Origin of the sequence: Flavobacterium sp. ZT3R18, assembly GCF_007097385.1 — a bacterium.
Lineage (GTDB): Bacteria > Bacteroidota > Bacteroidia > Flavobacteriales > Flavobacteriaceae > Flavobacterium.
Genome location: NZ_VJZS01000010.1, coordinates 82,478 through 108,088, shown reverse-complemented (window position 1 = coordinate 108,088; position 25,611 = coordinate 82,478). Strand labels below are relative to the sequence as shown.

The 25,611-nt window shown below is 34.1% G+C and carries 20 protein-coding genes and 2 pseudogenes; 3 read left to right on the top strand and 19 right to left on the bottom strand.

What is annotated here, in order from left to right; translation table 11 throughout:
• Positions 1-7 precede the first annotated feature (7 nt).
• Both FNW52_RS12180 and FNW52_RS12175 read left to right on the top strand, forming a co-directional pair.
• Entirely contained in the window at positions 8-3,115 is a 3,108-nt protein-coding gene (locus FNW52_RS12180) for an efflux RND transporter permease subunit (RefSeq protein WP_143377746.1), read from the top strand.
• Between the two features lie 290 nt (positions 3,116-3,405).
• Positions 3,406-4,656, top strand: a complete 1,251-nt coding sequence (locus FNW52_RS12175) for a DEAD/DEAH box helicase (RefSeq protein ID WP_143377745.1) — start codon at positions 3,406-3,408, stop codon at positions 4,654-4,656.
• 122 nt (positions 4,657-4,778) lie between these two features.
• On the opposite strand, the gene FNW52_RS12170 is transcribed toward FNW52_RS12175, so the two are convergent.
• The 3 genes from FNW52_RS12170 to aroC all read right to left on the bottom strand — a co-directional run bounded on the left by FNW52_RS12170 (position 4,779) and on the right by aroC (position 9,609).
• The gene (locus tag FNW52_RS12170) at positions 4,779-6,908 is read right to left on the bottom strand and encodes a response regulator (RefSeq protein WP_255515587.1); all 2,130 of its coding nucleotides are present in this window, start codon (positions 6,906-6,908) and stop codon (positions 4,779-4,781) included.
• Between the two features lie 295 nt (positions 6,909-7,203).
• Entirely contained in the window at positions 7,204-8,484 is a 1,281-nt protein-coding gene (locus FNW52_RS12165) for a dicarboxylate/amino acid:cation symporter (RefSeq protein ID WP_143377743.1), read from the bottom strand.
• A 63-nt stretch (positions 8,485-8,547) separates the two neighbouring features.
• The gene (aroC, locus tag FNW52_RS12160; RefSeq protein WP_143377742.1) at positions 8,548-9,609 is read right to left on the bottom strand and encodes a chorismate synthase; all 1,062 of its coding nucleotides are present in this window, start codon (positions 9,607-9,609) and stop codon (positions 8,548-8,550) included.
• A gap of 305 nt (positions 9,610-9,914) precedes the next feature.
• Between aroC and FNW52_RS12155 the strand changes: the two genes are divergently transcribed.
• Positions 9,915-10,415 (top strand): hypothetical protein, encoded by a 501-nt coding sequence (locus FNW52_RS12155; protein ID WP_143377741.1) that lies wholly within the window; start codon positions 9,915-9,917, stop codon positions 10,413-10,415.
• A gap of 80 nt (positions 10,416-10,495) precedes the next feature.
• Here FNW52_RS12155 and bshA read toward each other — a convergent pair whose 3' ends face one another.
• From bshA to FNW52_RS12080, 16 genes and pseudogenes are all read right to left on the bottom strand, one after another.
• Positions 10,496-11,638, bottom strand: a complete 1,143-nt coding sequence (gene bshA / locus FNW52_RS12150; protein WP_143377740.1) for an N-acetyl-alpha-D-glucosaminyl L-malate synthase BshA — start codon at positions 11,636-11,638, stop codon at positions 10,496-10,498.
• 79 nt (positions 11,639-11,717) lie between these two features.
• The gene (locus FNW52_RS12145; RefSeq protein WP_143377739.1) at positions 11,718-12,923 is read right to left on the bottom strand and encodes an efflux RND transporter periplasmic adaptor subunit; all 1,206 of its coding nucleotides are present in this window, start codon (positions 12,921-12,923) and stop codon (positions 11,718-11,720) included.
• A 2-nt stretch (positions 12,924-12,925) separates the two neighbouring features.
• Positions 12,926-14,173 carry an efflux RND transporter periplasmic adaptor subunit gene (locus tag FNW52_RS12140; protein WP_143377738.1) on the bottom strand — a complete coding sequence of 416 codons (1,248 nt, stop codon included), beginning with the start codon at positions 14,171-14,173 and terminating at the stop codon, positions 12,926-12,928.
• Positions 14,174-14,175: 2 nt separating this feature from the next.
• Positions 14,176-15,426, bottom strand: a complete 1,251-nt coding sequence (locus FNW52_RS12135; protein ID WP_143377737.1) for a TolC family protein — start codon at positions 15,424-15,426, stop codon at positions 14,176-14,178.
• Positions 15,413-17,350, bottom strand: a complete 1,938-nt coding sequence (locus FNW52_RS12130; protein WP_143377736.1) for an efflux RND transporter permease subunit — start codon at positions 17,348-17,350, stop codon at positions 15,413-15,415. The genes FNW52_RS12135 and FNW52_RS12130 overlap by 14 nt, the downstream gene beginning before the upstream one ends.
• Before the next feature lies 1 nt (position 17,351).
• Positions 17,352-18,641 carry an efflux RND transporter permease subunit gene (locus FNW52_RS12125; protein ID WP_143377735.1) on the bottom strand — a complete coding sequence of 430 codons (1,290 nt, stop codon included), beginning with the start codon at positions 18,639-18,641 and terminating at the stop codon, positions 17,352-17,354.
• A gap of 14 nt (positions 18,642-18,655) precedes the next feature.
• Entirely contained in the window at positions 18,656-18,856 is a 201-nt protein-coding gene (locus tag FNW52_RS21135; protein ID WP_255515590.1) for a GDCCVxC domain-containing (seleno)protein, read from the bottom strand.
• Positions 18,857-18,925: 69 nt separating this feature from the next.
• Positions 18,926-19,255 (bottom strand): annotated as a pseudogene (locus FNW52_RS21130) (MerC domain-containing protein); the annotation flags it as partial.
• 39 nt (positions 19,256-19,294) lie between these two features.
• Positions 19,295-19,753 (bottom strand): heme-binding domain-containing protein, encoded by a 459-nt coding sequence (locus FNW52_RS12115; protein WP_143377733.1) that lies wholly within the window; start codon positions 19,751-19,753, stop codon positions 19,295-19,297.
• Between the two features lies 1 nt (position 19,754).
• A complete protein-coding gene (locus tag FNW52_RS12110) occupies positions 19,755-20,321 on the bottom strand; it encodes a DUF3347 domain-containing protein (protein ID WP_143377732.1) in 567 nt (188 codons plus the stop codon).
• 190 nt (positions 20,322-20,511) lie between these two features.
• Positions 20,512-21,096: a heavy metal-binding domain-containing protein gene (locus FNW52_RS12105; RefSeq protein ID WP_143377731.1), complete on the bottom strand. Its 585-nt coding sequence runs from the start codon at positions 21,094-21,096 to the stop codon at positions 20,512-20,514.
• Between the two features lie 371 nt (positions 21,097-21,467).
• Positions 21,468-21,836, bottom strand: a complete 369-nt coding sequence (locus tag FNW52_RS12100) for a hypothetical protein (RefSeq protein WP_143377730.1) — start codon at positions 21,834-21,836, stop codon at positions 21,468-21,470.
• A gap of 128 nt (positions 21,837-21,964) precedes the next feature.
• Positions 21,965-22,084, bottom strand: a pseudogene (locus FNW52_RS21305) (cadmium transporter); the annotation flags it as partial.
• On the bottom strand, positions 22,085-22,387 hold the full coding sequence (locus FNW52_RS12090) for a hypothetical protein (protein ID WP_143377729.1): 303 nt from the start codon (positions 22,385-22,387) through the stop codon (positions 22,085-22,087).
• A 14-nt stretch (positions 22,388-22,401) separates the two neighbouring features.
• The gene (locus tag FNW52_RS12085; protein ID WP_143377728.1) at positions 22,402-24,393 is read right to left on the bottom strand and encodes a heavy metal translocating P-type ATPase; all 1,992 of its coding nucleotides are present in this window, start codon (positions 24,391-24,393) and stop codon (positions 22,402-22,404) included.
• A 63-nt stretch (positions 24,394-24,456) separates the two neighbouring features.
• Entirely contained in the window at positions 24,457-25,611 is a 1,155-nt protein-coding gene (locus FNW52_RS12080; RefSeq protein ID WP_143377727.1) for an efflux RND transporter periplasmic adaptor subunit, read from the bottom strand.

The following is a 25,611-nucleotide window of genomic DNA, read 5'->3' as shown; positions in this document are numbered from 1 at the left end:
TATCCAAATGCAAAAATTTGTAAAAAACATAGTGGCTTTTTCGCTTAAGAATTCTATAGTTATATTCTTTCTCACAGGATTATTACTTATAGGAGGTATTATAAGCTACATACACACGCCTATAGAAGCCTTCCCGGATGTAACCAATACCCGAGCACGCATCATCACGCAATGGCCTGGAAGAAGTGCCGAAGAGATAGAAAAGTTTATCACGCTTCCTATTTCTAAACAAATGAATACGATACCAAAAAAAGCGGAAGTCCGTTCTATTTCTCTTTTTGGGCTGTCGGTAATTACGGTGCTTTTTGATGATGATGTTGATGATTTCTACGCCCAACAATACGCCTCCAACAGAATGGCATCTATAGAACTCCCTGAGGGTGCCGATGCCAGTATTGAACCTCCCTCTGGAGCCACCGGAGAAATATTTAGATATATCATAAAAAGTGACCTGCCTATAAAAGAAGTAACGTCTATCCAAGATTGGACTATTGAACGGGAGTTGGTCTCTGTTCCTGGCGTTGCCGATGTTGTCAGTTTTGGAGGTGAAGAAAAAATATATGAAATTCAAATCAACCCGACTGAATTAGTGAATTATGACCTCTCGCCTCTCGATGTGTATGAGGCGGTCTCCAAGAGCAATATCAATGTTGGGGGTGATGTTATTAAAAAAGGGAATCAGGCCTACGTTGTTCGTGGAGTGGGACTATTAGACAATGTAGATGATATTGGCAATATTCTAATCAAAACAAAAGGAAGCACGCCTATACTGGTAAAACATGTAGCCGAAATAAAAATAGCCGCCAAACCAAGATTAGGCCAAGTCGGGCTAGACAATAACTCCGATGTTGTAGAGGGTATTGTTATTATGCTCCGTGGAGAAAACCCTAGCGTTGTAATCCAAAAACTAAAAGAACGTATTACGGAACTTAATGAGCGTATATTGCCCAAAAATGTACAAATAGTTCCCGTAATCGACAGAACCGAACTCGTAAACACCACCGTTCACACCGTAACCAAAAACTTGCTCGAAGGAATAGTGCTCGTTTCTATTATTGTATTTATCTTTTTATACAATTGGAGAACCACCATAATCGTTGCTTCGGTAATTCCGTTGTCCTTTTTGTTTGCAATCATAATGCTACGAATACAAGGTCTGCCTGCCAATCTTATCTCTATGGGAGCTTTAGATTTTGGACTCCTACTCGAAGGAACTCTGGTCATTGTGGAGCAGGTCTTTGTTAGTTTGGAGAGAAAAGCACACCAATTGGGAATGCAACGTTTCAATACCATCTCAAAAATGGGGATCATCAAAAAGAGTGCTGGAAAGGTAGCTACTTATATTTTCTTTGCCTTAATTATATTGATTGTCGCCTTATTGCCAATTTTCTCTTTCCAAAAAGTAGAAGGAAAAATGTTTTCTCCTTTGGCCTTTACCCTCGGATATGCATTATTAGGTTCACTAATTCTTAGTTTGACTTATGTGCCTGCCATGTGCAAAGTGCTTTTGACCAAAAACATAGTCGAAAAAGAGAACTTTATCTCTCGTTTCTTCAGGAATAATTTGTATCGATTATTTTCTTGGAGCAACAACCATAAAAAAATAACACTCTCTAGTTTTGTGGTTATTCTAGTTGTTTGCGCTGTTCAATTCAAGAACTATGGTTCTGAATTTTTGCCCAAATTAAACGAAGGAGCCATATACATAAGAGCCACCTTACCCAACAATATAAACTTGGACGAATCCGTACGACTAGGTAAAGAAATGAAAGAGAAATTACAAAAATTTGAGGAAGTCCAATTTGTTTTAACACAAACGGGCAGGCCAAATGATGGTACCGATCCTACAGGTTTCTTCAATATAGAGTTTCACATGCAATTAAAACCCGAAGCAGACTGGACAAGGTCAATTACCAAAGAACAATTACTCACTGAAATACGCACACAACTGAATGAATATCCAGGTATCAACTTCGGGTTTAGTCAACCGATACAGGATAACGTAGAAGAATATGTAGCTGGGGTAAAAAGCGCTTTAGTTATTAAAATATTCGGCGACGATTTGTTTGAATTAGAGAAAATGGCCAATGAAGTGGCAAACTCAATAAAAACGGTTGATGGAATAGAGGATATTAATGTCTATAAAAACATTGGTCTCCCTGAGTTGCGTATTCAACTGCACGATGCTAAAATGTCTAAATACGGGGTAACCACTGCCGATGCGCAAGCTGTTCTATCCATGGCTATTGGCGGGCAAGCCGCCACTATTTTTTATGAAAATGAAAAAACATTTGATGTTCGACTGCGGTTCCAACAAAATTACAGAGACTCCGAACAAAAGATTGGGGATATCCTTATTCCATCAATGGATGGCAAAAACATCCCCCTCAAGGAAATCGCGACTATCGATTTTCATACCGGACCTGCCTTTATCTATAGAGAAGGAAACAGTAGGTATATCGGTGTGGGGTTCAGTATTGAGGGAAGAGACCTAGAAAGTACTATTGCTGAAGCTCGTGCCAAAGTAAACAAAGAAGTAAAACTCCCAAAAGCGAACAAAATGGAGTGGGCAGGTGAATTTGAAAGTAAAGAAAGAGCCGCCAAGCAATTGTCCTACGTTATCCCGATCTCGCTCTCCCTTATTCTGTTATTATTGTATATGAATTTTGGCAATTTGAAAGATACACTCGTTGCGGCTCTTACCATTCCTTTTGCTTTTATAGGAGGGTTCTTATCACTCTGGATTACAGGAACCACATTCGGGATATCAGCAGGAATAGGATTTATTATACTGTTTGGTGTAGCCACTATCGACGGTATTGTACTGATAGGGGTTATGAGACAAAATCTTAGAGACAGGATACCTTTAAAAGAAGCAATATCACATGGGGTATACAGTAGAATTAGACCCGTAGTCATGATTGCCTTAATGGGAGCTGTTGGACTTTTGCCTGCCGCCATCTCAAACGGAATGGGGTCTGAAATTCAAAAACCGTTAGCGATTATGATTGTGGGGGGCTTACTATTTTGCATGTTACTTTCTTTTACTGTCTTGCCGATAGTGTTCTACCTAGTTAATAGAAAAGAGGAAGAAAAAGAGGAAAAAGTGTTCTAAAATCACAAGGCAAACGTCTTTAAAAAAGCAAACACCGTTATCCCAAATTAATCTGTACTAATTTGTAAAAGCTGTGTCTAAAATCAATACATCAAGTGTAATTAAATTGTTTCTATTCCTAAAAGTGAGTACTAAAAGCCACTATTTTTAAATTTTAAAAAATAAACATTCCGATGTTTAACTAGATATCCGCTCTTTGTTATGAACAAGAGCGGATTCTTTTTATAAATTAATTAAGACTATCTTTGCCACAGTTTTGTACAGTTTACAAGATTTTTAATTTATTATTTATGTTATTCGAAGATTTATCACTCTCAAAAAGTATACAAAAAGCCGTATTTGAAGAAGGCTACATAACCGCAACACCTATTCAAGAACAATCTATCCCACTAGTATTAGCAGGAAAAGATTTAATAGGTTGCGCTCAAACAGGAACAGGAAAAACAGGAGCTTTTGCTATTCCAATTATACATCAATTACACCGAATAGTAGGTTCTACAAAAAAAGCAAAGGTAATTCGTGCGCTAATTGTTACCCCGACTAGAGAATTAGCGGTACAAATTGGGGAAAGTTTTGACACTTATGGAAAATACACCAATTTGACACAACTAACTCTTTTTGGAGGAGTTTCTCAGAATCCACAAGTAGACGCTCTTAAAAATGGCGTTGATATTGTAATTGCAACGCCAGGAAGACTTCTTGACTTGCATAAACAAGGTTTTATTGATTTAGATCACTTGCATACTTTAGTTCTTGACGAAGCAGACCAAATGCTTGACATGGGATTTGTAAATGATGTAAAGAAAATTGTAAAGCTGACGCCAAAAAACAGGCAAACGCTTTTCTTTTCGGCTACGATGCCAATGGCTATTAGAGAATTGGCCGAAATGTTCCTTACAGACCCAGAAACAGTAACGGTTTCTCCTGTATCATCAACTGCAGAAAATGTGGAACAACGTGTTTATTTTGTTGATAAAACAGAAAAAAGAAACTTACTATACCATTTAATCAAAAATGATAATCTATCTAATGTTCTCGTTTTTTCAAGAACAAAGCACGGAGCAGATAATGTGGTAAAAGCATTGAGAAAAAACAATATCGCTGCCGAAGCCATACACGGTGACAAATCTCAAAATGCGAGACAACGAGTGCTAGAAGCTTTCAAAAACAAAGAAGTTGGTGTGCTGGTAGCGACAGATATTGCTGCGAGAGGGATTGACATTGACCAATTGCCTTTTGTAATCAATTTTGATTTACCAAATATCCCTGAGACTTACGTTCATCGAATAGGTAGAACAGGTCGTGCAGGAAATGGTGGAATTGCCATTTCATTTTGTAGCAAAGACGAACATGATTATTGGAAAGACATTCAAAAATTAATAAAAGTAAATGTTCAAACCATTAGTGACCATCCGTATCCATGGCATTCTGGAAGTCCAGGAACAGCCCCAGCCGCACAAAAAAACTCAAATAGAAGTGGTGGAGCCCATAAATCGAGAAAATCCGATGCTTCAAAACAAAATAAAAAACGTTGGTATTAACCCCTTTTTGTTTTCTTTAAAATGTAAAAAAACACTTTTTAACCTTGAGTTAAAAAGTGTTTTTTTTTAGTTAAAATATAGCTTAAAAAATTGTTTTCATAATTTAAAGAAAAGCGTTGGTATTACACAACACTTTTTACTTTTTGTATATGGCAGTTTATAATTTTAAATAATTGCACCGGCTCAAAGGGTTTTACAATAATATCATTCATTCCTACAGCAATTGCTTCATCAGTAATTTCATTTTTATCAAAAGCGGTTAAAGCAATTATAGGTATTTCAATTCCTTTTTGTCTAATCCTTCTTGAAGTTTCAAAACCATTTATTAATGGCATGTTTATATCCATCAAAATGACATCAAATTCCACTTTATTTAAAATTTCTAAAGCTGCATACCCATCTTCTACAACAGTACAGGAATAATTATTCCTTTCTAGTGTCTTTTTTGTAATGATTTGGTTTATGTGATTGTCTTCAACAACGAGTACATTGAATACCTGAATAGAAGTTAAATCTACTTGAATATCGCTGATAATTTCGGCTGTTTTAACCATATCATATTCAAAATCGATAACAAAAGCAAAAGTAGTTCCTTTTCCCAACTCACTTTCTACAGCAATATCACTTCCAAACAATTCTAATAACCTTTTAACAATAGATAAACCAAGACCTGTTCCTTGATAATCCATTTCTTTTCTTCCAACTTGAACAAATTTATCAAAAATTTTATCTATATCAATTGGAGCAATACCTATACCGTTATCTATTATACTAAATTCAAGAGTATGCATATTACCCCTTACTTTTAGTTGTTTTACAATAATCTGCACCTCTCCATTATTAGTGAATTTCAATGCATTACCAACTAAATTCATAAGAATTTGAGCAAACCTCAATTTATCTCCAATTAAGCTGTCTGGAATCAAAGGATCAATCTCTACAGTTATTTCATTATTATTCTTTTGGGCAATAAAAGAAAGGGAGTTTTTGATCATATTTAATTCATCCGATATACTAAAGGTTAAATATTCTAAAACAATCTTATTTTCTTCAATTTTATTAATTTGGAGAATATCATTTACCAACGACAGTAAATATCTTGCAGAAAATTTTAAGGAATTCAAATGGGGACCTAAAGCAAGTTCTTTATGTTCTTCCAGAAGTAAATCAGTAATTCCGACTACTCCATATAAAGGAGTTCTAAGCTCATGACTTATGGTTGATACAAACTGTGTTTTAAGAAGAGATAATTCCTCTGCTTTTTTATTTGCAACAATCAACTCCTCATTGGCATGCATTAAATCTAAATTAGACTTTCTTCTGTATTTATTATTTTTAATTAAAGAATTAAGAAAAAGTAACAATACAAACAACACTATAATAAAAAGTAATACAATAACTCTCGATTTTTTTAAACTTTTAAATTGTAAATCTTTTTCATTTTCTATTTTATCAATTGTCCTTTTGTATTCATCCAATTCAAAATTGACGCCTTCAATATTAGCTTTAACCGACTTTACTTCAGTAAACATTTCCTCCGTTAAACGATTATAAAGTGCTAAATTATCGTATGCATTTTTATATTCTTTCTGTTTTAATAAAAACTTAGAATATTCTAAATGAGCATAAGACAAGTCCGTCTTATTGTCCTGTTCTTGCCCTAACTTAATTGCCTCTTGAAAACATCTATTCGCTATATCATTTTCATTTTTATAGCTATGATACATCCCATTGAGCATCTTAAGAACTACAATTGTAGAACTATCTTCATGTTTATTATGATACCAGTTTAAAAATTTTAAATTATTCTTGCCTTCTTTATAAGAACCAATATCAAAATAAGCCCATGTAATATTCAGATTGGTCATTGCCATCTGAGAAGAATCGGGGATTTTTTCACTAAATTCTAACGCCTTTTTATAAAATTCAATACCTTTTTCGTATTTCCTTTTTTCAAAGCAATATATATTCCCTAAATTATTATTTATTTTTTCCTTTATGGAATCATTATTTGTAAGATTAGCAAAGATTAAGGCTTTATTATAATAAAATATAGCTTTATCAAATTCCATTAATTCATTAAAATTTGCCGCAACATTTTTATAGTTGTTAGCTATAAGTTCGTTGTCTTTAATTGCTATTGCATTACGCAACGCAATTCTTGAAATCAATAAAGATTTTTCAAAATTACCCGATTCTCGCAATTTCGTTGCGCTCAGAATTAACTTATTAATTTCTTTTTTAGTTGACAATTGAGTTTGTCCTATTAAGGTACTTCCAAAGAAATTAAACAATAAAGCAATTAGTATAACTATTCTTGTGAAGGGCATAAATAGCAGATGTTTTTTTCAAATATACACTTAAAAATAAACATTAAAAGCTTTTATTTATGTATATTATTAAAAAAAAACACTGATTTAAGAAAAAAAATAATTTGTATAAAAAAAACAGCTACACTAAAATAGAGTAGCTGTTTTTTTACATGTTTTGCAACCTTTTAAAAATATGTTATAATTTCAATATTAGTTGATTAATACGTACTGCTTTTTATTCAACAACTGAATTTTCTTTTTCATCTTCCCATTTTCCAACTACAGAAGTTGCTAATGCATTCCCTAGAACATTTGTTGCACTTCTAAACATATCGCAAAAATGGTCAATAGGTAAAATTAATGCAATTCCTTCAATTGGTATTTTAAACATACCGCAGGTAGCAGCAACAACCACCAAACTTGCTCTTGGTACTCCCGCTATCCCTTTACTGGTAAGCATTAGAACAAAAAGCATGGTAAACTGGGTAGGATAATCTAAATGTATTCCATAAGCTTGAGCGATAAAAATACCTGCAAAAGTCATATACATCATACTTCCGTCAAGATTGAAAGAATACCCTAATGGCAACATAAAAGAAACAATCTTATCTTTTACTCCAAAACGTTCTAGTTCTTCGGTAAGTTTTGGGAAAACGGCCTCAGAACTGGTTGTTCCAAAAGCAATAATCAACGGGCTTACGATATGTTGCAATAACACTTTTATTCTTTTTCCTAGAAAAAGGTATCCAACAAGAATTAAAACCACCCAAAGCGTACTAATCCCAACTAAAAAGGAACCAAAGAATTTAAAATACGTTATTGCCAGTTCTTGGAAATCTCTTACTGCAAAAACTCCTGCAATGGCTCCAAACACACCTATTGGGGCAAATTTCATTACAAAATTCACCATTTTTAAAACAATATGGGATGTTTTATCTAAAAAACTAATTACCGGTTTTACATGATCTCCTATTGAAGCTGCTGCTAAACCGAAGAATATAGAAAAGATAACAATTTGCAAAATTTCATTAGTGGCCATCGCTTCAAAAATACTTTTGGGTACAATGTGCTCTATAAAATTTTCAAAAGATAAACTTTGTGTTTTCGCTGTTACATCCGAAGCAGTAGCCAAATCTACATTTGACAAATTTAACCCAACTCCCGGTTCTAATAAATTTACATAAAACATTCCGATCAATAGTGAAATGAAAGAAGCAGTAAAAAACCAACCTAAAGCTTTTCCACCAATTCTACCAACCGCTTTTATATCTCCTAATTTTGCAATTCCAACTACCAAAGTGGTAAATACTAAGGGCGAAATAATCATTTGAACTAATCGAATGAAAATAGTCGCCAGCATTTTTATTTTGGAACTAAATTCTAAAGCTCCTTCTGCAGAAACAGTATTGTGAATAGTTACACCTAATACTGCTCCCAAGAGCATGGCAATTAAAATCTGACCTGTAAGGCCTTTAAAAAAGGATGGTTTTGTGGTTGTGGTCGTAGTTGCAGTCATTAAATTAATTTAAAGATTAAGTCTCAATATTTAGCTCGTCAAAATATTGTGTATGGGGTTCAACTATAGATACGTTTTGTTCAAAAGATAAAAATCTGCCAAAACAATAGCAGCCATTGCCTCAACAATGGGAACTGCACGAGGTACAACGCATGGATCATGGCGACCTTTTCCTGTCATTTCAGTAATATTTCCTTTATTGTCTAATGATTCTTGCTTTTGCATGATAGTTGCAACTGGTTTAAAAGCTACTCGAAAGTAGATATCCATTCCGTTGCTTATTCCGCCTTGTATCCCACCGGAAAGATTGGTTTTAGTAGTTCCGTCAGGATTGTATAAATCATTGTGCTCGCTACCTTTCATTTTTACACCTTCAAAACCGCTTCCAAATTCAAAACCTTTTACGGCGTTGATCGATAGCATCGCTTTTCCTAATTCGGCATGTAGTTTATCAAACACAGGTTCTCCTAAACCAATTGGTACGTTTTGAATCACACAGCTAACTGTACCCCCTACCGTATCCCCTTGTTTACGGATTTCGCGAATGTACTCTTCCATAATCACTGCTGATTCCTCGTCTGGACAACGAACAGGATTGTTCTCTGTTTTTGAAAAATCTAGTTCTTGGTATGGTTTTTCTAAAAATATTGGGCCAACCGAAGAAACGTAGGCGTTTATTTTAATTTCCGGTAACATTTGTTTCGCTATCGCGCCTGCCACAACTCTACTGGCGGTTTCACGTGCCGAGCTTCGTCCTCCTCCGCGGTAATCGCGCACACCATATTTTTTTTCATAGACATAATCGGCATGACTCGGTCTATAATTATCTTTTATATGGGAATAATCGTCTGATTTTTGATTGGTGTTTGGAATGATAAAACCTATTGGTGTTCCTGTGGTTTTACCTTCAAAGATTCCAGATAAAAATTGAACATCATCTGGTTCTTTTCTTTGGGTTACTATTGCAGATTGACCCGGCTTTCTTCTAGACATTTCGAATTGAATTGCATCCAAATCCAGTTGAATTCCAGAGGGACAACCATCAATAATTCCGCCTAACGCTTCTCCATGTGATTCTCCAAAAGTGGTTATTCTATATAGTGTTCCGTAGCTATTTCCTGCCATTGCTTTTAATTTTAGGCAAATGTAAGTTTTAAGAAGTAAACAAAAAATAATAAATTAGTAATATTTCACATTAATTATACACAATTTCGTTATAAAACCTAAGCTTTTTGAATTAACTGAATGATAAACTCTTAAAATACAATTGATGTTTTTTAGTAAAAATCCATAATTACTTATTAATACTAGAAAGTAAGCATTGATTCATCATTTCTTAAACAGAATATAAACAACTGACTTACAGATTATAAATAATATTTTCGTATTTTTATAGACCTGATTTTTTTATACCCAAATAAACAAGCCAAATGAAAAAAAACCATTACTGTTTATATCTACTATTAGTAATCACGATATCTAGCCAATCTCAAGAAAGTATTTCAAAAAATGCTATGGGATTACGATTTGGTAATGATTATGGTTTAGAGGTTGAGATAACCTATCAAAAAATGTTATCATCAAAAAATCGTCTCGAAATTGATGGCGGTTGGAGTAGCGATAACAATACCGAAGCTTTTAGATTAATTGGAATTTATCAATGGTACTGGAAACTTGACAAAGATTTATTTTGGTATACGGGTGGCGGTGGCGGATTAGGTTCTTGGAAAACAGATGACAATTATAATAATGGATATGGCGATGACAACGGAATTTTCATGACCTTCAATGGAGACATCGGAATTGAATATCATTTTGAAGACGTTCCCCTTCAACTCTCGATTGATGGAAGACCCGGATTTGTTTTTAATAATTACGAAAAAAAAGATTTCAGTTTTAATGCAGGTCTAGGAGTACGATACAAATTCTAAAAAATAATCCATCTCGATATTTACAATTGAGATGGATTAATTTAGATGTTGATTATTTCATTTTTCCTCGAAAATAATTCTCATACAAATGTTTTATATTTATTAATGGCTTTAAGATACAACGCTTCATATATTGGCAGAATGTTTTTTATATCAAAACTTTCGGCTACGTGTAAAGCATTCTTTTTAAATTCGGCAAGAACACTATCCTCTTTTAATATTTTCAATGCATTTTTTGCCATTTCATTAATCTCTCCCACATCACTCAAATAACCAGACACTCCATCAAGATTTACTTCAGGTAATCCACCCGAATTACTTGATATCACGGGAACTCCGCATGCCATTGCTTCAAGTGCTGCCAATCCAAAACTTTCGGTTTCTGATGGTAATAAAAATAAATCCGTAAGACATAAGATTCGGTCTATTTCATTACTGTTTCCAAAAAATATCACTTTGTCCTGAATGCCAAATTTTCGACACATCTTTTCAGCTTTTTCTTTTTCGGGTCCATCCCCTACCATCATTAATTTGGCAGGAATTTCTTTTTGAATTTTGTAAAATATTTTAATGATATCTGGAATTCGCTTTACTTTTCTAAAATTACTGATGTGGGTAATTATCCTTTCGTTATCATTGGCCATGACAGAACGTCGACAAGGAATCGTTGGATCGTTCTTGCTTTTATCCAATTCGATAAAATTGGGTATTACCTGAATTTCATTTTTTATACTGAATAATTTCAACGTATCGTCTTTCAGACTTTGAGAAACCGAAGTCACATAATCTGATTTATTAATACTAAATGTCACTGCTGGTTTATAAAAAGGATGATTCCCAACTAGTGTGATATCGGTTCCGTGAAGTGTTGTTACCATCGGAATATCAATCCCTTCATCTTTCAGCATTTGCTTGGCCATATAACCAGCATAAGCGTGAGGAATCGCATAATGCACATGCAATACTTCAATCTTATGTAATTTGACCATATCCACCAACTTACTGGACAAAGCCAATTCATAGGGCTGAAAATGAAAAAGCGGATATTCTGGAACAATTACTTCGTGATAATGCACATTTGGATTTAATAATGCCAATCGTACAGGCTGACTGTAGGTTATAAAATGTATTTCGTGACCTCGTCTTGCCAATTCTAAACCTAATTCTGTAGCAACTACGCCACTTCCCCCAAATGTTGGATAACAAACTATCGCTATTTTCATGTATGAATTTTAAGTGAAACGAAATTAAGGAGATCGATGTGGATTATTATAAAAAAAAAGTTAAAATTTAACTATTCAATTACATTTTCATCCCCTCCATTGGGTCACTTCCTTTTCGGAATTTATACTCACTATTTATGGCATACGCTCCAGTAATAACCACTTTTTTTGAGCTATCTATTTCGGATTTGATTTCAATCATCCCATTTATTTCCATTCCAGTTTCGACCATTAGGTTTTCAAAGACTCCTGTTCTTTTTTCAATCCATATATAAGAAGCATTTTCTTCTCTAATAACTGCATCAGTGGGTATGAATACCCCTTTGACATTGGATTGTTTTAATTTCGCTACAGCTTGCATTCCAGGCTTAAGTTGCAAATTTAGATTTGGGACATCGAAACGAATCAAAAGTAGTCTGGTATCTGGATTGATTTCAGGATTGATAAAAGCTACTTTTGCGTTACTCATTTTATTGGGGAAATCCGGAAAAAAAATTGTTGCATTTTGTCCTATGTTTATATTTTTTACAGAAGTAACATTAACTTGTGTTTCTAGCCAAAGATTACTTAAATCTGCTAATTTGATTACGCCTGCTCCTTCCATGACATAACTACCCTCGGTTACCATTACATCAGTAATATATCCATTTGCTGTGCTATAAAAAGTGGTGTATGCTGAAATCTCTGTATTTGCTTTAATGTTTTCAATTTGGGTATTTGATAAACCATAAAACTGCAATTTTTGTTTGGCTGCAATGAGTATATTTCGAGCGTTTTTTCCAAAATCGCCAGGCATTGTAAGCTGTTTATAAGCAGAGAGATAATCTTGCTTAGCAATTGCAATATCTTCACTATACAAGGAATATAACGGTCTGTTTTTTGCAACATATTCGCCAATAGTTTTGAAATATAGTTTTTCAATTCGCCCCATCGCTCTTGATGAAGCAGTATTAATGGTCTCTTGATTAATGGTTAAAACCCCAGTATAACTTTGCTCTAAACTACTTTGAGTTGCTGTGATCGTTTGTGTAGTGATGTTTCCCAGTTGTATTTGCTGTTTACTTAAACTTATTTCGTTGGTTTGAGTGTCATCACTTTTTATAGGGGTTAAGTCCATGTGACAAATTGGACATTTACCAGGTTTATCTACCTTTACTTGGGGATCCATTGCACAAGTATAAAAAGTAGTTTTTTTACTTTTATGTTCGCTATGGTCTTCCTTGTTTTTTGAATTGCAAGCTATAAATAGTACTAGAAGAATACCTATAATAGTTATCTTTTTCATGATTACTCGGTTTTAATGAAGCTTTCGCTATCAATTAGATATTGTGCATTTTTAGCAATAGTGTCCTTAATGGAAATCCCGCCGATAATTTGAACAAAACCATCCATTTCAATCCCGGTTTTTATTTCTATTGCTTTAAATCCATTATTCATTTTTATAAAAGCTATCTTTTTTGATCCAATACTTACCAAGGCTTGTTTTTCTAGCCAAATTGCTTTTATTGGATTTGTTTTCACAATGCCTTGCAATCGCAAGCCAATTGGTAACTTTAGTTTATCATTGTTCAAATACACTCGAATTTTATTGGATTTATCCGTGGCATTAAGTTGTGTTTCTATAAAACTTATTTGTGCATCAAAAGTTTCATTTTCGTCTAATTCGGTCGAAATTTTAATAGATTGATTTCTTTTTATTTCACTACCAAAGCCTTGGATAACATTAAATAGACCCCAAACTTTATCGGTATTCAACAATTTGAAGATGATTTCTCCCTTTTTTATATAATTGCCTTCTTTTACGTTCAGTATTTCGGTGTTATTACTAATACTTTGCATAGAAGGATTACTACTATTATTCATATTTTCGGTTCCAACAATAATTCCTGAAGCGGGACTATAAATAGTTATTTGAGGATTTACTTTTTTGGATGACGACAACGAGTTTATTTGACTGTTAGCCATTCCATAAAGCAATAATTTTTGTTTTGATGCTTTGATAATCGACAGATTTTCGGCATCATTAGAGATTAAATAAATAAAGTTTTGTTGTTCTGTCAATAATTCAGGACTATATAAATCAAATAGTTTTTGTCCTTCGTTTACCTTTTGATACTTATAATTTACATACATTCGCTCAATTCTTCCGCTTATTCGAGCTGCAATATTTACAGATGAATTTGGGTCGTATGCCACAATGCCGGGCAAATTCATTTCACTATTTAAAGTAGTGTCTTTTGCAGTTGTAGTTTGATAATTCCCTACTACAAAATTGTCGGTAGGTTTCAAAAGATTATCAATAGAATGATTATTTACAGTATGACTTTCGGTTGTTTTTTTTACTAATGCCATTCCGCAAATAGGACAATTTCCTGGTTTGTCTCTTATGATTTGAGAGTGCATAGAACAAGTATAAACCTCGTTTTGACGTTCCATTTCCGAATGATTGTCTGATTTTACAGCAAAGAAATAGACTGCAAGTCCGATAAAAACAACAACCAAAAACAGTATCCCATATTTTAAATATCTATTCATAATTATTCGGTTTCAAGTTGTTTTTCGATTTCTACTTGTGTTGTTAAAATCGATTTTAATTTATCTAAACCATCGATTTGAGTCATATTCATAGCTTCCCAAGCTTCTAATGCCACGAATAAATCTCCTGTGTTGTTTTGCCAAGCTAAAATTGCGGTATCATAGTTTCGTTTTAAAGCTGGAATAATATTGTCTTGAGTAATCTGATATTGTTTTTTCAGATTCAGAAATTCAGCATTCATTCCTTTTATAACGCCGTTAGCTTCATTAGCAATCATTTGCTTTTGCCATTCCAAACTTTCGTTTTTAATGCGATAGCTTTCCATATTTGCTTTATTCATTTTGGTTGACCAAAACATAGGAATCGTAATCATTCCCATTAATGAAAATTGCTGTGGCTGATTCCCAAAAGCAAACATATGGTCGTATTTCACACCAAATTCGGGTCTAAATGCCGCTCTTTCGACCTCAACTTTCAATGTATTGATGGCTTTGGTTTTATCGATGGCTTTGATATCACTACGGTTGTTGATATAAGAAGATAAATCCGTTTCAAAGAGATTAAAATCTTTTATTTCATAATTGGAATCTATTTCTAAATCTTCTTTTTTATCACGTGCCATTAAAGTATTGAGCATGTATTTACGCTGAGATACATCATTTTCTAACATAACAATCATACTTTGTAGTGTAGCATATTGAGATTTGGCTTTATAATACGATGGTAATTTATCCATATTGTACTGATAGCGTATTTCCATACTTTTAATCATATAATCTAAAAGTAAGAGATTATCTTGGGCTATTTTTATTTTTTTATTAATGATAATCCATTCATAATAATAGGTTTTGGCTAACGAATTTAATTGATTCAGTGTGAAGTTTTTATTTTCATTTTCGACCGATGACATGGCTTTCATCAAATTTTCATTTGCATTTAGCTTAGAAGCATTGGGTATCATTTGAGTAACACCCAACATATAATTCCCCATTCCTGACCCCATTTCATCGGCTTTCCACAATTTACTGTTGTAAGGAGTCATAAAAAAACCTGTTTCTACTTGTGGTGCCATCCAACTTCTCGCTCCTTTGGCTATGGCATCCATACTTTGAATATCGGCATCATACATTTTTAATTGTGGATTATTTGTTTTGATTGTATTCAAAACGACATCCAACGAAAGTGTTTGAGCAACTATAGTAGTACTTAAAATCAAACAACTTGCAACGAAATAATATTTAATGTTTTGCATCGATAAGATCTATTTTACCTTTTGTTCTCAATTCACGAAGTTTTGACATTTCGAAAACAACCGGTGTTACTAATAATACATAAATAGTCGAAGTGATTGTACCTCCAATGAGAGGAACCGTTATAGGAAGCATCACATCGGCACCTGCGCCTGTTGCCCAAAGAATAGGAATCAATCCAAATAGTGAAACGGAAACCGTCATCAGTTTTGGACGTAATCTCTTGGCGGAACCATCAATAATATATTCTCTTAAAATTTCTTCTGTGATTGCTTCCTTACTGTTACCGTGTTTTGCGACCATTTTATTCATCGCTTCATTCAAATAAATGGTAATTAACATTGCTGTTTCGACGGCTAAACCAAATAAGGCAATAAAACCCACAGCTACAGCAACCGACAAATTAATTCCATAAAAATATACCATAAAAACACCTCCAATTAATGCGAACGGAACTGTTATCATCGTAATCAATGCTTCTTTCATAGAACCATAGGTAAAGTATAGAATAAGGAAAATAATCACAACAACAATTGGCAATATCAAACTCAATGTTTTGTTGGCTCTGATTTGGTTTTCCCATTGACCGCTCCATTCTACATAATACCCTTTAGGCATTTTGGACATCATCGCATTTAGTTTTTTCTGTGCTTCTTTGACTGTACTTCCCAAATCACGATCCCGAACATTAAACAATACGCTCCCCCGAAGCATTGCATTTTCACTGTTTATCATAGGCGGTCCATCACTTATTTTTACATCGGCAACAGTTTCTAATGGAATTGGTCCAAATTCCATCGTTTGAACTTGTAGTTTTTTCAAGGCCTCAATACTATTACGATATTCTTGTGCATATCTCGCGTTTACCGAAAAACGTTGTCTCCCCTCAATGGTTGTGGTAAGTTTCATTCCTCCAATAGAAGCTTCAACTACGTTGTTTATATCATCGATGCTTAGTCCGTATCTGCCAATCACTTCTCGTTTGGCTTCTATGTCAATATATTTTCCACCCGTAATAGGTTCGGCATACAAATCTTTTACTCCTGAAGTTCCTTCTAATGCTTTTTTTATTTTTTGTGATAAAACATTAATAGTATCTAAACTTGCTCCATAGATTTTTATCCCAACATCGGTTCTGATACCCGTAGAAAGCATATTGATCCGATTGATAATAGGTTGAGTAAATCCATTTGTTACCCCCGGTATTTGCAGTTTATTGTTTATTTCATTTATAATATCAGCTTTCGATTTACCTTCTCTCCATTCTTGGTGGGGCTTTAGTAAAACAATTGTTTCAATCATACTCACTGGGCTGTTATCTGTTGCCGTGTTAGCTCTTCCTGCTTTTCCTAAAACGTGAGCCACTTCCGGAATTGATTTTATCAATTTATCCTGAACCTGTAAAATTCTTTTCACTTCAGAATTCGAAACATCGGGCAATGTTACAGGCATGAACAAAATGGATCCTTCGTCTAACGGAGGCATAAATTCTGACCCTAAACGAGTAAACATCAACACTCCAATTAACAGCGCCATAATATTGACTGCCAATACTGTTTTACGCCATTTTAAACATAGGGTTAAAATGGGAGTATAAATGCTTTCTAATTTTCTGTTTATTGGGTTTTTGTTTTCTGTACGAAGTTTGCCTTTGAGCAAAAAGCTAATCAGTACAGGGGTAAGTGTAATGGCAAAAAAAGCATCCACAATTAGTATAAACGATTTTGTCCAAGCTAATGGGCTGAACAATTTACCTTCCATACCCGTAAGTAAGAATACTGGTAAAAATGACGCAATTACTATTATTGTTGAATAAAACACCCCCGGTCCAACTAATTTTGAAGAGGCTTCAATTAGTTTTAACTTCTCATCAGAAGATAAAGGGTCATTTTCTTTTTTGAATATATTTTTAAGTTTATCTTTCATTTTAAGTAGGGTGTTGGTTATTATCCATTTCTTCCTGTTTCTCCGAAATTGTCCTATAAGCATTCTCTACCATTACAATTCCGTCATCAACCAGAACTCCAATTGCCAAAGCAATTCCCGTAAGAGACATAATGTTTGAAGATATTCCAAAAGCTTGCAGAAAGATAAATGCAACTGCAACAGATAGTGGTATTTGTATTAGGATAATTAAAGCACTTCGCCAATGGAAAAGAAAAAACAACACCACTATTGAAACGGCGATCATTTCTTCGATTAGCGTTCCTTTTACTGATGCTATTGCTTTTTCTATCAAGTCACTTCTGTCATAAGATGTTTTGAAAGTCACACCCTCGGGTAATCCTTTCTCGACTTCTTTCATTTTTTCTTTTACCGCTGTGATTACTTTATCAGCATTTTCGCCATAACGCATCACTACAATTCCGCCTACCACTTCGCCAGTACCGTTTTCATCAAAAATCCCTAAACGTAAATCTCCTCCCATTTGTATCGAACCAATGTCTTTTACCCGTACTGGAATAGAATTGTAATTTTTAATGGGAATCCCTTCAACGTCTTTTATGTTTTTTATGTAGCCTAATCCTCTTATGATGTATGACATATCACTCATTTCGAATTTTCTCCCGCCAACATCATTATTATTTGCTTTGACAGCGTTCATCACTTCCATCATGCTGACCTTGTAATACTGCATTTTCAAAGGGTCTAAGACTAATTGATATTGTTTTTCAAAACCTCCAAATGAAGCTACTTCAGCAACTCCGGGAACAGTTTGCAAGGCAAATTTCACGTACCAATCTTGCAAGGCTCTTTGCTCTCCCAAGTCCATACCATTCGCATTTAAATGATACCAAAAAACGTGACCCACACCTGTACCATCTGGTCCTAATGTTGGAACTACATTTTGTGGCAATAATCGTTGTGCATAATTTAGTCTTTCTAAAACCCGAGTTCTTGCCCAATATATATCGACATCATCCTCAAAAACAATATACACGAAGCTCATCCCAAACATTGATGCACCTCGAATGTTTTTCACTTTAGGAATGCCTTGAAGATTAGAAACCAAAGGATAGGTTACCTGTGCTTCGATAACTTGTGGACTTCTTCCCATCCACTCTGTAAATACAATTACTTGATTTTCGGATAAATCTGGAATGGCGTCAATAGGATTCTGTTGCACGCTATAGATTCCCCAAGCAAATAGGCAAGCTGAAATAAGCAAGACAATTGCTCGATTTCGTAGTGAGAATGATATTAATTTTTCTACCATAATATTTTAATTTTTTAACAACATTTATCTCCTACTTGTATAGGAGGACATTTTACAGTTCCATAGCTACAAAAAACACAACAATCTCCTTGTTTGGGTCTTAAAACTGTTTTGCACTTTTCACATTCATAAAAAAATTGGCAGGCATCCGTTGGCATCATTTCATCCTTTTTGTGTCCGCAGTTTGGACAAGTTAAAGTTGATTTTAGCTCCACTGATTTACCGTTATATATGGTGCAGGTTTCACAATTACCTTCCAACTTGTTAAAGTAATAATTAACTCCTGTCGCAATTAGTAACCCAAACATACCGATGTAAATAGGGTAAAAATCACTGCTGAAATAATATCCATATAAAATGACTATTCCACTTGGAATAGCTAGCAATAAGGGAAAAAGGCTGTGATGCTTACTATAAGAAATAATCAAGCCTGTAATTGAGATTAAAATCATTATCTGAAATATCCACATTGTCCAGCCACCAAACAATTCGAAACTACCCAATCCGAAAGCTGAAGCTGCAAATGCAAAAAGGGGAAAACAGCAAGGGGAGAATAACGCCGTGAAGAAAAGTCCAAGTGTGCCTAATTTATCTATATTATTGTTTAATTTCATTTTTATCTTTTAATAATTATAAGAATAATTTGTGTTAGGTTATTCGTTATTTTTAATTGTATTTATCCAAGTGATTACTTCCTGTTTTTGACTACTAGAAAGTATTGCGCTTTTATGAATCAAAGTGTAAGAATCCAAAGGCATTTCATTTGACTTAATTTGTTTACTTATAGCATCTAATTTGCTATACTGTTTGCGTTTTGAATAATTTCCCCATTCATTAAAATTTAAATCTTTATTTCCTTTCTTTATGTGACTTTCCATTAACATTCGCGCTGGTTGAATGTAGGAATACCAAGGATAATTGGTATTGTTGCTATGACAGTCATAACAAGAGGTACGCAAAATGGTTTCTACATTTTTGGGTACATCATACACTTTTGTGAAATTTGCGGTTACATCCTGCTCATAACCTAAATTACGAGCAGGTTGATATAACTGCATCAGCAAAAAAAGAATCAAACCTATGATGAATGTTTTCTTGATGATTTTTTTCATTCTACAATTCTTTTTTCATAGAACCACACGTAAGCATTTTTTTTCCGTAATATGGATTTTTGATGTCTTTTACTTCGCTTATCCAAATAGCGCCTTTGCCTTCATCAGCCATTGGACAAAAATCCTGATACAGTTTTTGTTCCGCTCCAAAAGTTTTTATCAAATCGTTGATATCTTTACTCAATAAAACAAAATGTTCTCTTTGGTGCGCTATATTACCCGCATTATCTCCAATATGCTCCGCGTGCTCTTTAGCATCGTCAGCAATATCCATATAGCTTTTCATCTGTTTACCAGTCAATTTTTTCATGTCAATTTTTGCCATTGTCTCCACTAATGCTTTCCCTGCATCAGCAGCACCGTTTGAATCATCTTTGGTCAAAGCATTTTTTAAAGACAAATAATTAGCTACAATTTCTTTAATTGAAAAAGAGTTTGGATTAACTGTTACAGTTGTAGTTTCAGGTTTATTTGTTACTGAATTTGTTGTTTCATCTTGCTTACTTTTTTGGTTACAAGAAACCAATACGAATGACATTACTACAACTGAAAGAATTATATTTTTCATTTTTATTACATTTTAAATTATTGAACATTGTACTGCTATTGGCAGTATTTTTTTTAAAAAAAATCTATTTTTATTAAACCTATTCCTTTTTCTATTTAACATTAAAATTACAAACAAGCACATTGCTAATAACAGTTTACAATGTGCTAATAATTGAAATAGAAAGATATTGAAATTTCATAAGTTGCGGTTAGCGTTTATGACCCTCTTCTTTATTCATTTCCATCCCACATTTGGGACATTTCCCTGGTTTGTCAGAAATGGCACCATCCATTGTGCAAACATATTTTGTAACAACAACACTACTTGCTTGACTACCTTTTACAGCGTGATTGTATTTTCGTTCCGTGGTTTTTACCATTTTCATTCCGCATTTGCTACATCCACCTTCTATTAGACTCACTTCATCAGGATGCATAGGACAGGTGTAAGTAGTTTTTTGAACTTCTTGTGGTACCATACCCATACCACATTTAGGACAATTTCCTGGTTTATCAGAAATGGCACCATCCATTGTGCATACATATTTTGTAACAAGCTCACTACTTGCTTGACTACCTTTTACAGCGTGATTGTATTTTCGTTCCGTGGTTTTTACCATTTTCATCCCACATTTACTACAACCTCCCTCTATCAGGCTAACTTCTTCTGCATGCATCGGGCAACTGTAAGTTGTTTTTTGAGCTTCTTTTTTTATAGATTCAGTATCTGTTTGAGCTATTACTGTTGTACTAAATGCAAAAAATGCAGTTAATACGATAATTACTGTTTTCATTTTTTTAGTATTTTAATTGTTTCTACTAGGTGTTTTATTGTTTTCAACTGTTTTTGCGTAACTCAATATTCATGAGCCATGCTAGGGTTTTAATTTGTGTTTTTTTTGCTTAACCAATTGGTATATTACATCGGACAGTATTGATAATAAACTGCTACCGATAGTTTTGGAGCTTTTATCAATTCACAACTGTTTAAGACAATGATTAAAAAAATATCTTTGATCCAAACCGTAATATTAAACTATCTAAACAATAACAAAATGATAGCATAACAAGCTATATTTTTGAAATTAGATTGGTCAGAAAAGAAATGATTTTAAAGCAAAAAATACTTGTTATTTGACGCAATTATGGCTGTCAAAATTTGAAACTAACCTATTTTTGGTATAAGCCATAAGGAATTGAAACCAGAAGAAATGGAGGTTTCAAAATTGTGAAATTTTTGTTTTACTGAAGAGAAATTAAAAAGATTAATATTGATGTTCCATTCAGTAATCGAAATAGATGTATTGCAAGAAGAAGCACAACCGCATTTCGAATGATCGCATTTACCACCACAACCTTCGTGGTTTTTGTTTTTTGAATGACTGTCCTTTTTACAACAATCGTCATTACACGTTTTAGAAGAAATCTCTTTTCTGGAAGAATGTTTTGTTGAGTTTTTTTCACAAGCAAAAACACCATCTGGCATCAGCAAGAAGCCAAATAGTAGGATTACTAAAATGTGAAATTTATTCATTTTTACTTTTTCTTATTTCAATCCAAAATTAATCAATTTATATTGATTGATTGCTAACAACGTGTTAAAAACCTAATACAAATAAATCAAAAAGGATGTTTATTTGTTACAAACATCCTCTTTTTAATCTACTCTAAAAACTTCATTCTCTGAATCCGTACTGCATTTAAAATAGCCAACAAAGCTACCCCAACATCTGCAAAAACTGCTTCCCACATTGTGGCTAAACCTCCTGCTCCAAGAATTAGCTATTCTTTCCATTTCCATCCTCTTAATTTGTAATATTTTTTTCTTGGCGTAGCTAAGAACGGATCAATTCCATTTTTTTTGCAAATTCTGAAATGTACAATTGAGCCTATTGCAATCATTATTACTGGAAACAGAATTGCATAATGGTTTATTAAATAGTATAAACCAATGGTAACAGCATCAATAGTCAGCCATTTGAATACTTTTTTTAGGACAGATGTTTCTATTTCAAATTTTGCAAAAAACGAACTACCAATTGTCTGTATAATCAATAGTATTATTAATTCTAATTCTATTCCCATAAACTTTATTTTATCTAAAACTTCATCCTCTGAATTCTAACTGCGTTTAAAATCGCCAACAAGGCTACACCAACATCGGCAAAAACGGCTTCCCACATTGTGGCTAATCCTCCTGCACCAAGGGTTAACACAATTGCTTTTACTGCAAATGCCAAACCAATGTTTTGATAAACAATTTGTTTTGTTTTCTTACCAATGTTTATGGCTGTATATATTTTGTAGGGTTGGTCGTTTTGAATAACGATATCCGCCGTTTCAATAGTAGCATCACTTCCCAAACCGCCCATTGCAATTCCAGCATCGGCAAGTGCAATCACTGGGGCGTCATTTACACCATCTCCAACGAACGCTACCTTTTGATTTTGCAATTTTAAGGCTTCTACTTGTTCTGCTTTATTTTCAGGCAATAAATCTCCGTAAGCCAAATCGATATTTAACTCTTTTGCAACAGCATCAACAACGGCTTGTTTATCTCCCGAAAGTATAACCGTTTTGACATTTATTTTATGCAAGCTTTGAATGGCTGTTTTGGCATCTTCTTTGATCTCATCAGCAATTAAAAAATAACCTGAATACACTTTATTTATAGCAACAACTATAATTGTAAAGGGTGTATTGTCAATTTCAGGATCATAACTGATACCGAATTGCTGCATCAGTTTTACATTTCCCGCCAATATTTCATTCCCTTCCACTTTTCCTTTAAGCCCGTGCCCTGCAATTTCTTCTACATCAGTAATTTTTAGATTTTTATCCGATCCTTTTGCATATTCTACAATCGCAGTTCCGACAGGATGCGTAGATTTCGATTCTAATGCTGCTGTGTATTGAATTAAATCTTCTTCTGAAACTCCTAGTGCTACTACTTTTTGCACTTTGAAAACCCCTTTGGTCAGCGTCCCTGTTTTGTCCATAACGACCACTTGAATAGACGCCATTATATCGAGAAAATTGGAACCTTTGACCAGAATTCCGTTTTTACTCGCAGCACCAATCCCGCCAAAATATCCTAACGGAATAGAAATCACTAAAGCACAAGGACAGGAAATCACCAAGAAAACCAGTGCTCGGTACAACCAATCTTTAAACACATAATTATCTAAAAAGACAAATGGCAATAGACAAATAGCAATAGCCAAAAAGACAACAAAAGGCGTGTAGATTTTAGCAAACTTTCGAATAAACAATTCGGTTGGTGCTTTTTTAGCTGTTGCCTCTTGCACCATTTCTAAGATTTTCGAGAGTTTACTATCCGTATAAGCAGTCGTAACTTCGACCACTGCAACAGTATTCAGGTTAATCATTCCAGCCAAAACGCTCTCATTTTTTTTCTTAGTATCTGGTTTACTTTCACCTGTTAAAGCCGCAGTATTAAAAGTAGCACTTTCAGAAATCAATTTTCCGTCTAAAGCCAGTTTCTCACCCGGTTTTAATTGAATGATCGCCCCAATGTTAATTTCAGAAGCCTTTTTGGAAATAGTAGTTTCTCCCTCCAAAACTGTAGCCGAATCAGGTCTTTGATCCAACAATAATTTGATGTTTGACTTGGCTCTTTTGACCGCTAGACTTTGAACAATTTCGCCAATGCCATAAAATAACATAACAGCTACCCCTTCTGGGAATTGCCCAATCGCAAACGCTCCAATAGTTGCAATACCCATCAATAGAAATTCTGAAAAGACATCGCCTTTCCGAATGCTTTCGAATGCTTCTTTTACCACCGGAAATCCAACTGGAAAATAGGCAGCAATATACCAACCTATCCGGATCCAACCACTAAACCACGTTTGAGGAAAATAATTATCAAAAACAATGGCAATCAACAATAGACAAAAAGAAATTACAGCAGGAAAAAACATTTGAAAATAACTTCCCTCCCCGTGCGAATGATCATGCTCGTGATCGTGACTATCTGAATCCGAATGTACGTGTTCATTGTGACTGGAACAACAGCTATCAGGTTCATCCCGTTTTATATTTTTAATTTCTTTAAATGTATTATTCATTTCTTTAATTTATATCAAAATTACAACATAACAACCAGTACTACAGTCTTTAGAATTACTATTTTATTCTTCTCCGCTTCCTTTTGTTAGATCCGATAATAAATAATAGGCTCCTTTGATTACTACTTTTGTATTACCTTTAACTTCATCAATTACTTTAACTTCGGTAAATCCCAAATCGGTGGTGCCAATATTTACTTTTATTTGTTTAAACGTATTTTTTCCTTTAGAAATAAAGATAAAATGATCGTTACCATTGTTGACGATAGCTTCCGTTGGCAGTGCCGTTGTGTTGTTATTATCAATTTTAACTCTCGCCTCTACATACATTCCCGGTAAGAGAGTCTCTGTAGTTTCATTTATTTTAGCGTGTACCAATACCGCTTGTTCGTTGGGTTCAAATGCTTTATTGATGGCATAAATTTTGGCTGGGTGTGTATGAGAAACATCATTTGCATCACTAAATACTATTTCTTGTCCGATTTTTATTTTGTGAATGTCTTTCTCAAAAACTTTTAAATCCAAATGCAAAAAACGATTGTCGATTATTTCAAACAATACGGCATTCGCATCGGCAAATTTTCCCATGCTCAAATTAATGTGTTGAATATAACCGCTTATTGGTGCTGAAATAGCAATACTCGAAGCAATATTTTTTGATGTTAGCTTACTTGCGTTGATACCTAATTGTGCCAATTTAGATCGTAAGGTTTCTTTTTTGGCCTGCGCAATTTGCAATTCTCTTTGTGCTTGCTGATAGGTTTTCCCAGCATTGATATTATCGTCTCTCAATTCTTTTTGGCGTTGGTATTCTTTTTCCAAATAATTAAGATTGGCATTATTTTCTAAATAATCCTGTTGCAATTGTATCACTTCCGTATTAACAATGGTTGCCAATGGTTGCCCGTCATTTACAAACTCGCCTTCTTGAACCAAAATGTTTTTCACAACGCCACCTGTCAATATGCTCACTTGTGCTTGATGTTGTGGAGGTAACGATAATTTTCCATTTATTTTTAATGTTGTCGTTAGGTTTTTCTTTTCAAAATCACCTAACTGCAAGTCAATCGCTTTGATTTGTGCATCTGTAAAAGTCACAACAGTTTTTTCTGCTACTACCTCCTTCGAATCATTGACAATTGTTTCTTCATTAGCACTTTTTTTGCAAGAGATTAGACCTAAAAACAAAAAGAGTATGATTATTATATTATTTTTCAT